This is a genomic window from Holzapfeliella floricola DSM 23037 = JCM 16512, from assembly GCF_001436605.1.
Classification (GTDB): domain Bacteria; phylum Bacillota; class Bacilli; order Lactobacillales; family Lactobacillaceae; genus Holzapfeliella; species Holzapfeliella floricola.
Genome location: NZ_AYZL01000008.1, coordinates 61,300 through 72,161 on the forward strand (window position 1 = coordinate 61,300; position 10,862 = coordinate 72,161).

The window sequence follows — 10,862 nt, forward strand, 5'->3', positions numbered from 1 at the left end:
ATTAGACAATCAATTTAGGAAATCAGCAAATTATTACTCTGTATTTTAGAGAAAATTAATAATTAAAAAGCTGTCATAACAATTTGTTATGACAGCTTTTTAAGAGTTTTAAAATTCAGCATTACCTGGTGTTCTTGGGAATGGGATAACGTCACGGATGTTTTCCATACCTGTTACGTACATTAGAAGACGTTCAAAACCAACACCAAATCCTGAGTGCATGGTTTCACCGTATTTTCTAAGTTCTAGGTACCATTCATATTCTGTTGAATCTAAACCAAAGTCTTTGATTTTTTCTTCAAGAACGTCATAACGTTCCTCACGTTGACTACCACCAATTAATTCACCAATACCTGGTACCAACATATCAACAGCAGCAACTGTTTTGCCATCTTCGTTAGCACGCATGTAGAAGGCTTTTAGGTCTTTTGGATAGTCAGTCACAAATACGGGACGGTTAAAGATTTCTTCAGATAGGTAACGTTCATGTTCTGTTTGAAGATCAATTCCCCAACTTACTGGGTACTTGAATTCTGTATCAGCTTTTTGAAGAAGATCAATTGCAGCAGTATAAGTTACACGAGCAAAAGGTTCTTCACTTGTTGTTTTTAGACGTTCAAGTAAAGTTTCATCAATGTTTTCGTTTAAGAATTCGAGTTCTTCTTTAGCATGGTCAAGTAGGTAGTTAACAACGTATTTCAACATTGCTTCAGCGACTTCAATATTAGCATCTAAGTCAGCAAATGCCATTTCAGGTTCCACCATCCAGAATTCTGAAGCATGACGAGCAGTATGTGAGTTTTCAGCGCGGAAAGCAGGACCGAATGTATAGATGTTTTGGAAGGCTAGTGCAAAAGCTTCACCATTTAATTGACCACTGACTGTTAAGTTAGCTGGTTTTTTGAAGAAGTCTTCACTGTCGTTTACTTTTCCTTGATCATCTTTTGGTAAATTGTTCATATCAAGTGTGGTCACTCTGAACATTTCACCAGCACCTTCAGTATCGTTACTTGTAATAATCGGTGTATTTACATAAACAAAGTTATGTTCTTGGAAGAATTGGTGAATCGCAAATGAAGCTAGTGAACGAATTTTGAACACTGAGTAGAAAGTATTTGTACGAGGACGCAAGTGAGCAATTGAACGTAAGTATTCAAAAGAATGACTTTTCTTTTGAAGTGGGTAATCACTATCTGATTGTCCTTCAACAGTCACTGAAGTGGCTTTCACTTCAAAGGGTTGTTTAGCATCAGGTGTATCGACAACATGACCAGTTACCTTAACCGTTGTGTTAATTGGCATTTTAGTGATTTCATCATAGTTTTCTAGGTTTTTTAAGGCAATAACTTGCACATTTTTCAAAAATGACCCATCATTAAGTTCTAAGAAACTGATTTTTTTAGATGAACGAAGTGTTTTTAACCAACCGGTTAAGCTGATTTCAACTTCTTGGTCATGTGTTTGACTTTGGTATAAAGATTTTACTGAAACATTTTCCATTGGATAACCTCCATTAAGTTATGAATATTAAAGCTAAAAAGGCAAAATAAAAAGCCTTCCATCCAGCAAAGGGACGAAAGACTTCGCGGTACCACCCAAATTGTTACGAATAACCACTTTAAAAGCACAAAAAATGCTCTCTAACGATAACGGGTTAGTCACGTCTAGTCCTACTGTAATCAATGATTAGTTCAGATAGAAACAAAGAAAGTGTTATTCGTGTTTAAAGAGCCTAAGTTGAGCTTTCACTATCCTCAATTCGCTTTATCGGGTTTAAACAGTACTCGTCTAACTTGTCGTTTTTAACTCTATTATATTAAATTAAATATAACATAGTATTTTTTTTTGTAAAGGTAATTTACATGAACGCTTGACATAACCTTTAAGAAATTTTAAATGCCTTGGTTAAAGGGGTATGATTAAGCTATAATTTTAATGATTGAATTTTAAATTAAGAAAAGGGAGTCCGCATGGTTTTTTCAAAAATACTTTTAGCAACTCACAAAGTTCCAAAAACAATTGTCACAAATGATGACTTAGCACAAATTATGGAGACGTCAGACGACTGGATTCAGTCTCATATTGGTATCAAAGAACGCCGAATGAGCCTTGAAGGTGAAAATACAAGCCAGCTTGCAACAGATGTCGCACTTGAACTTGTTGAACAAACAAACACCAAACCAGAAGAGATTGATTTGATTATTGTGGCCACTTTTACTCCCGATAGTTTGGCACCAGCCACAGCAGCCATTATCCAAAAAGAATTGAAAGCCAAAAATGCGTGGGCCTTTGATTTGAATACAGCTTGTTCAGGCTTTATGTCAGCGTTAAGTACGGCGGATAAATTCATCCAATCAGGTCAATATAAAAAAGTACTAGTGATTGCCTCAGATGTGAATTCAAAAATGCTTGATTTTAAAGATCGAACAAGTAGTGTGTTCTTCGGCGATGGTGCAGCTGGCGTCTTGTTAGGAGCTGGGGATCAACCACAAGTTATTGATGAGAACCTATACACAGTCGATGATCAAGATTTGATTTATTCAGGTCGTGTGAATACAATTGACGATTTATCTGTGGATAATTATCCGTCAATTGGGGCTTTCCACCAGCATGGTCGTGGCGTTTATCAACAGGTTGTTTCAACAATTCCAAGTTATATTGAAAGTTTCCTAGCCAAAAACGAGCTAACTGTTGATGACATTGATTATTACGTTACCCATCAAGCTAATTTACGTTTGATTGAAAAGTTAGCCGAATTAATCCACCAGCCAATAGATAAATTTTCTCGAAATGTTGAATATTATGGTAATACTTCGGCTGCAGGAATGGCAATTGGACTAGCACAGTTAATGAATAGTGAAGTCGATTTAACTGGCAAAAAAGTACTATTAGTTGGATTTGGTGCCGGATTTACCTATGGTTGTGTTTTGTTACAATTTTAGATAAACAGGATAAAAAATTTCAGTAAATTGTCTAATAGAAGCGATGTATTAAAACAAAAAACCAACGAGTTTAAACTTGTTGGTTTTTTTGTTTAGTTACGGTATTTTTGCTGGCAGAATAAGGACGTTTTCTAAAAGTTTTGCGTTTCACTTTAGAAGCAATCAATGGAATTAATTTTTTCACTAATAAACGGTTACCAGAATCAGAAAAATGGATACCATCTTTTTGAAGATAACGATTAACATGTGTGCTTTTTTGCATTTCTTCAGCTAGATCAAGATAAGGCAAATGATAAGTGTGAGCCACGTGCTCTGCCACTAATTCAAATTGTAAAATGCGAGGCCATGATTGGTTTGAAGCAACACGCCAGTTAGTGTACGGTGGTGAAACTAAGATAACTTTTTTAGGTCCGATTTTTTCGATGATTCGATTCAAATTAGTATTAAATCGGCCAGGTGTCATTCCAAGTTTAACAGCAGCATCATTAGCACCAAAGGCAAGGACCACAACATGAGGCTTTGCATTTAAAACATTCAATGATAAGTAGTCTAAGGCATCATCAGTTGTGGCACCAGAAATGGATACATTGATAACTGTGTCCTTTGGAAAAGCTTGTTGAATCGGTTTGGTGATAGCAGAAGTGTGGCGACCATTCTTGAAACCGCCCATAATGGAATCACCAAAAAGTAAGATTTTGGCCATGAGAACCCTCCTAACTTTTTGAGTTTAAAACTTTCTATCTATTTAATAGTAGATTACAATAGACCTAATGACAAATTTTTTTAAAGAGAGATTAAAAATGTTAATGAAAGAAACTTTGGTTCAATACCAATTTACCGTAGAAGAATCAGATTTGAATAGTGGTGGCATCTTGTTTGGCGGTCGCTTAATGGCGATTTTGGATAATACAATGGCAAGTGCTGCCCAAACTTTAACAACTGCCCGAATGGTGACAGGAAGTGTCGATACAATTCGCTTTATGCGTCCAATTGATTTGGGTGAAACTATCACAATTCGTGCGCAAGTTCTCCAAACTAAAAAGCGTGTAGCAGAAGTACTTGCTGCTGTTTACAATAGTCGCAACAAATTGACTAACTATGCTGTGTTTACTTTTGTGACAGTTGACAAAGAGGTGATTTTGCCTACAATAGAAAGTCAAACTGACATTGAAGAATTATTACAGGAAAACTTTGAAAATCGTGTAAATACTCGCGAAAAAACGCACCAACGAGTATTCAAATTACTAAAAAAAGGTGACTTATAATGCCCATTAAAAATTACCATGCTTTCTCAAGAGCAGATTGGCAAGATTTAATTGAGTACCATTTTGAAGAAATCATTAGCGAAGATGAATTGCAAGAATTAAAAGCATTAAATGATAGTATTTCATTACAAGATGTCCGTGAAATTTATTACCCATTGATTGAACTCTTGCAGATTCACTGGAATAATCGTCGTGATTTACACCAAAAACAAAATCAATTTTTACAAACTAACCAACATAAAAGTCCTTTCATTATTGGTATATCCGGTAGTGTGGCGGTTGGTAAGAGTACAACGGCGAGGTTATTAAGAATATTGATTGATCGTCTATTTCCAAAACTAAGTGTGCAATTGATGACAACCGATGGTTTTTTGTATTCTAATGAAGACTTAAAACGTCAAAATCTAACCGAACAAAAAGGATTCCCTGAAAGCTATGATATGCAGAAGTTCTATGAATTCTTATTACAGGTTCGACAAGGACAATCAAATGTCAAATATCCTGTCTACTCTCATAGTATTTATGATATTGTTAAAGATGAGTATGAGGTTGTGAATTGCCCCGATATCTTGATTATTGAGGGAATTAATATTTTACAGTTGCCACCTAACTCAGATATTTTCCTGACGGCATTCTTTGATTTTTCAATTTACCTAGATGCTGATGAAGACTTAATCGAATCTTGGTTCCTGAAGCGATTTAAGACATTATTTGATTATGCCAAAACAGATTCAACAAACTTCTATGCGAAGTTTGTTGAAATGGGTGAAGAAAAAGCTTATCAAGTTGCTAAAGATGTCTGGAAAAATATTAATTTAGTCAATTTGCGAGAATATATTGCCCCAACCAAATCACGAGCCAATGTGATTTTGCATAAGGGTAAATATCACGTGATTGACCAGGTTTTACTTCGTAAGTATTAGAAAAAGTTTATTTGAAACGTGGTACAATATCACGTATAATTTTTATTAATTAGTATAAAGGAGTGGCCAATTTGTCAAAAGCAATCGACAGTGTGCAAGCAGATAAAATTATCGTGCTTGATTATGGAAGTCAATATAATCAATTGATTACGCGCAGAATTAGAGATTTAGGTGTTTATTCAGAGTTATTACCTAATACAACTTCTGCCGATGAAATCAGACGCATTAATCCTAAAGGGATTATTCTTTCTGGTGGACCAATGAGTGTCTATGATGAAGGTGCTTTCAGTATTGATCCTGAAATCTTCAACTTAGGTATTCCTATCTTGGGCATTTGTTATGGTCTTCAATTAATGTCTTACAAACTAGGTGGACGTGTTGAAGCTGCAGATAACCGTGAATATGGTCGTGCCCCAATTCAAGTAACAGATGAAACAAGCCGTTTGTTTGCTAATACACCAAAAGAGCAAACAGTATGGATGAGCCACGGTGACTTAGTGATTGAAGCACCTGCCGGCTTTGACATTGTGGCAACAAGTAAAAATGCCCCAATTACAGCTATCGAAAACAAAGAATTGAACATGTATGGTATCCAATTCCATACGGAAGTTCGTCATACCGATTACGGAATGGATATCTTACGTAACTTCACATTTGAAATCGCTAAAGCTGAAGCTAACTGGACAATGGGTGACTTTATTGAACAACAAGTTGCTGAAATCCGTGAAAAAGTTGGTGACAAGAAAGTTCTTCTTGGTCTTTCAGGTGGGGTAGATTCAAGTGTTGTAGGTGTTCTACTACACAAAGCTATCGGTAATCAATTAACATGTATTTTTGTTGACCATGGTTTATTACGTAAAGGTGAAGCTGAACAAGTAATGAAAAGTTTAGAAGGAAAATTCGGACTTAACATTATTAAAGTAGATGCAAAAGACCGTTTCATGTCTAAACTTGATGGCGTTAGCGATCCAGAGAAGAAACGTAAAATCATCGGTAACGAATTTATTCGTGTCTTCGATGATGAAGCAACTAAGCTAAATGGAATTGAATTCCTTGCTCAAGGAACACTTTACACAGATATCATCGAAAGTGGTACAGCTACTGCTGAAACAATCAAGAGTCACCACAACGTTGGTGGATTGCCAGAAGATATGCAATTTAGCTTGATTGAACCACTTAATACGTTATTTAAAGATGAAGTTCGTCACCTTGGTGAAGAACTAGGGATGCCTTCAGACCTTGTTTGGAGACAACCATTCCCAGGACCAGGACTTGGTATTCGTGTTATCGGTGAATTAACTGAAGAAAAACTAAAAGCTGTTCGTGATAGTGACTACATCTTACGTGAAGAAATTAAAAATGCTGGTCTGGAACGTGAAGTATGGCAATACTTTACCGTATTACCTGGATTCCGTTCAGTTGGTGTTATGGGTGATGGTCGTACTTATGACTACACAATCGGTATTCGTGCCGTTTCTTCAATTGATGGCATGACAGCTGACTTTGCTAAAATTCCATGGGATGTGTTACAACACATTTCCGTTCGTATTGTAAATGAGGTTGAAAACATCAACCGCGTCGTCTACGATATTACTTCTAAGCCACCTGCAACTATTGAGTGGGAATAATTTTAAGTTTAAAAGCCTTACAATCATTTTGATTGTAAGGCTTTTTTTGATACAAATATTTAGAAAATATTAAGAATTGTTAAAGCGTGAACCTAAATTTAGATATATTTAGGAAGAGAAGTGTATTGATATAGGATTTAAACTATATTAGTAAAATTTTTTAATAATCATTAACTTTGCTTTTTGCTTAAATAATCTGTAGAATAACTATCACTATATTTAGATTAGTAAGTATAAGCAATAAGTGGAATTATATCGATGGGAGCGCGTATATGTATAACAAAAATAAAATACAAAAAACAAACGAAAAGAAAATAATGAAAAAAGTGAAAAAGCAATGGGTTGTGGCTTCACTTGCAACTTTTGCATTGCTTGGTGCAGGAGTAATTGGCACTGTTCAAACTGCTGGTCAGCAGGTTGTGGCTGAATCATCAGGAGATGATGTTCGCACTGAACATCAAAAAGGTTATTCTGACGGAATACAAGTAGCTAAAGGAGAAAAGTCTGAAGTTACTGATGCAAACGGTGATTATAAAACAGCTTATGATAATGCTAAGCAAGGTTATTTAGATGGTTGGAATTATAAAGACATGTCTTCTGAAAATTCAGATTACGAGGCAGCTTATAATGACGCGTATAACAACAGTTCTATAGTTCAAGGTGCTAATGCGGGTATTGAATCAGCAAAAATTAATGGAAATTCTACAACAGAAAATAGCGAACAAAAAGATAGCTATGAAAAAGCTTATAAAGGTTTAATAGCTGGTAAGTCTGGTAATGAAGACAGTATAGATCTATCTATTAAAGAAACAGCTATCTATAAATGGGCTTTCGCTGTTGGTAAAGCCATTGCGGATGAAAATCGAGATGAAAGAAGTAATGGCTATAATGACGGAATCGAAGCAGCAAAAAATCCAAATTCCAACGATGATCACAACAAACAAGATAAAAACGAAACTTATAAAAGTACCTATGATAATGCTAAGTCAGGCTACTTATCCGGAATAAATTTTAGTAGTAAATCGAGTTCAGATTCTGATTATTTATTGGCCTATGATTCAGGGTATAACGATAATATTGAAGTTCAAGGAGCTAATGCCGGAATTGAGGATGCAAAGGCATCCAAATCAGCCACTCCTAATAGTAATGACGATATTTATGTTAGAGGATATAACCAAGCCTACCAGGGTGTGATTGACGGAACAAACAGTTATAATAATAATTTAAAATTCAATGGTGGAGGATATAGTACGGGATCTGCTTCAACCAATTTAAGAGATATAAAATTTACTATAAATCCCAATCCTTCTATATTGCATGAAAAACTCTATGCTAGTGGATTTTCTGAAGGTCAAAAGTTATATCAAAATCAAAAAATACGTCTGATAAATAAGCCAGAATTATTTGCCTTAGCCTTTGCTGACGGAGATGTTAATACTATTCGATTGGTAAGCGATTTGAGTTTTTGGAGTTATACTAAAAACTTTACCAAGGAATCTATCAGTAATAGACAAACTAATCGTTATAATTATACGGCAGGGGCTTTACAAGATATGGTAATTGACGGGAACGGTCATAAAGCTGATTTCGCCAATCATACCTTTACTAGAAGAGGTAATGTAAAGACAACGGTTGAAAACATTGATATGTGGGGAAGTAATTTTTATGGTCCCATTAAAAATGAAGACTCTGGTAGTTTAACTTTCCGCAATATTGAGTATACAGGTCCGCAGTTAGTTAATGCAGCTGGGGCTTCAACAATAATAGGTGGGAATAAAGTTACTATTAATGGTGGACAAACCTATCAAAATCCTATAATAGGTGCTTCAAATGTACCAGAGGGAACCATATACTCGCCTGAAGGTGCGGTAACAGCATCTGGATCAAGTAGTATAACTGGCAGTAACCAAGAAAATATGGAGGTCAAAGATCTAACTTTTGAAGAAGGAGTTGTATTTACAGGATCTACCTATAATGCAACTGTTTTAAATACAAGTGGTCAAGTTAACATTGGTAAAAATGCGACTATAAACTTAATGCCACGAGGATTTACTAATTCTGCGTCAGCTGGTAGTAATGGGATTGCATCTGGAATTAACATTGGGTCAGGCTCTTTAAATCTTAAACCGGGATCGCAATTGAATATAAAACCACAAGCTAGTGAGTACAATAACCCTAATCAAATATTATCTAATGCTTTATATGTTAAAGGAAATGTAAATGTTGATAACGCTGCTATTAGTATTACGATGGACGGACCTATATCAACTCTTGGGGCTGTAGAGTTATCAGGTGGGAACATCAATATTCAAAATGAAGGACAGTTTTTGGTATACGCTAAAAATTTAGGCACGTCTTCAGGTAATTTGATTGATTTGGCATCCAATAACTTGAATATTAATACACAATCGGTTTTTGGTGTAAAGATTGAAGATGGGTCAGGAAATATTAATTTAATTAACGGAAATAATCTAACAATTGATTCACCTGGCCCTAAAGAATTTACGCTGGGTAATGAAAAAGGTTTTGGTGTATTACTAAGCCGAGGTAGTAATACTGCATCAAATACTCGACTCATTAATGGAAGTGGGAATTTAATAGCTAATAATGTTGGTATTTTAAGGAATAATAATACTAAATCTGCTTATTCTACTTTGAATATTAATCTTTCCGGAGGTAATGTTAGAGGAACAGGGATGGATAGTGGATCAGAGCAAACAGTTTGGAACTATTCCCCAACTGCAGATAAAAATATTTTACTAACTAATGTTCCAGATATTAAATTAGGTGATGTTAAGCTCAATGCTAAAGAAGATGGAACAGGCTATGAATTAGTAGGTATTGTCAATACTATCGGATCAGATAGTCAATATAATTTAACCAAAAATCCAATTTATTTAAGATTATCTAGCGATAAAAACAATAGTATTATTTCGCAAGATAAAAGTGATGGTTTAAATCAATATTCGCAAAAGTTAGACGAAAATACTGCAGGAGTTTTAAAGACATCAGGTAGTGATTATAGTTTGCCATTTACAATTGATTTGGGTAATATTAACCCAATTAACTATAGCAATAAAATCTATGGACATTTTGTTTCTGCTGATAGAGCTGTTAATTTTAATACTGGTAGTAACAATGCGGTATTAGAATTACAGGCCCGTGCTGATGCATATAGTGATTTTGCAAAAGGACAAAAAGATGATCTTCGAGCTAATAGTGGTAACGTTGTATACAAAAATGCTTATAATTCAACATATGATGCCATAAATCCAGAAATTCAAGCTCAAAAAGATTATATAGGTAAAGGAACTCCTAATGCTAATCGTTATACAAATGACTCTCGATATAGGGATGCATACGATGGATTTTCAACAGCTGCAAAAGGTTATTCAATGAATGATAATCCAAGTTCTGAATACCGTAATTCATATAATACGGTTAAAGATGCTCAACATGGACGTGAAGCCTATCTCTTTAATAAGGAAATCACATCAGATAATCAGAATAATTTGAATTTTATGTTGGGTTATACTACTACAAAAGCTATGTTAAGTTCTGATGATACAAAAATTTCGACAGAACCTGCTGCGGTTTATACTCAAAATGTAATTCAAGGGATGGAAGACTACTTAAATAATAAAAGTGATACAAATTCAAATGCTTCATATAGTTTTGGTTATACTGAATTCAAAGCAGGATATGAAAATGTAAATAGTGATATATCTAATACAGATATTTATAAATATGCTGCTCAAATATCAAAACAGCGTCAAAAAGGTGCTAACCAATATTATGAAAATCCATCACTATCTAATGAAGAAATTAATCAATTATCTTCTACAGAAAAAGATGGTTATATTGGGACAAAATCTGGTGTGGCAGATGGAAATGTTGCTGCAATAAACGGTCAACCAAAAGCTAACTTAACAGGAACATCAAAAACATATCAAGATGCATATAATATAGCTTACGATAAAGCAAAAGAAGCACGAAAAGGTGCAGAAGCAGCCTTAGATAATCCAAATCAAGAACCAAACGGTAATGCTGACTTTAAGTCAGGATTTGATGGAGCTAAAGCTGGATTTGCTGGAAATCGAAAAC

Annotated in this window: 7 protein-coding genes; 5 read left to right on the top strand and 2 right to left on the bottom strand. The window is 34.9% G+C overall.

Going from position 1 to position 10,862, the window contains the following annotated elements:
• Window positions 1-108: 108 nt before the first annotated feature.
• Window positions 109-1,500 carry an asparagine--tRNA ligase gene (gene asnS / locus FC86_RS01445; protein ID WP_056974257.1) on the bottom strand — a complete coding sequence of 464 codons (1,392 nt, stop codon included), beginning with the start codon at window positions 1,498-1,500 and terminating at the stop codon, window positions 109-111.
• 470 nt (window positions 1,501-1,970) lie between these two features.
• Here asnS and FC86_RS01450 point away from each other — a divergent pair, with 470 nt between their 5' ends.
• A complete protein-coding gene (locus tag FC86_RS01450; protein WP_056974258.1) occupies window positions 1,971-2,942 on the top strand; it encodes a beta-ketoacyl-ACP synthase III in 972 nt (323 codons plus the stop codon).
• 70 nt (window positions 2,943-3,012) lie between these two features.
• Here the strand turns inward: FC86_RS01450 and FC86_RS01455 are convergent, their stop codons facing one another.
• Window positions 3,013-3,645 (bottom strand): SGNH/GDSL hydrolase family protein, encoded by a 633-nt coding sequence (locus tag FC86_RS01455; protein ID WP_056974259.1) that lies wholly within the window; start codon window positions 3,643-3,645, stop codon window positions 3,013-3,015.
• Between the two features lie 97 nt (window positions 3,646-3,742).
• On the opposite strand from FC86_RS01455, the gene FC86_RS01460 reads away from it, so the two are divergent.
• From FC86_RS01460 to FC86_RS01475, 4 genes are all read left to right on the top strand, one after another.
• The gene (locus FC86_RS01460) at window positions 3,743-4,207 is read left to right on the top strand and encodes an acyl-CoA thioesterase (RefSeq protein WP_056974260.1); all 465 of its coding nucleotides are present in this window, start codon (window positions 3,743-3,745) and stop codon (window positions 4,205-4,207) included.
• Window positions 4,207-5,130: a type I pantothenate kinase gene (coaA, locus tag FC86_RS01465; RefSeq protein ID WP_056974261.1), complete on the top strand. Its 924-nt coding sequence runs from the start codon at window positions 4,207-4,209 to the stop codon at window positions 5,128-5,130. The genes FC86_RS01460 and coaA overlap by 1 nt, the downstream gene beginning before the upstream one ends.
• A gap of 71 nt (window positions 5,131-5,201) precedes the next feature.
• A complete protein-coding gene (guaA, locus tag FC86_RS01470; protein ID WP_056974262.1) occupies window positions 5,202-6,758 on the top strand; it encodes a glutamine-hydrolyzing GMP synthase in 1,557 nt (518 codons plus the stop codon).
• A 326-nt stretch (window positions 6,759-7,084) separates the two neighbouring features.
• On the top strand, window positions 7,085-10,862 hold a 3,778-nt coding region (locus tag FC86_RS01475), incomplete at its 3' end, for a hypothetical protein (RefSeq protein ID WP_236692275.1).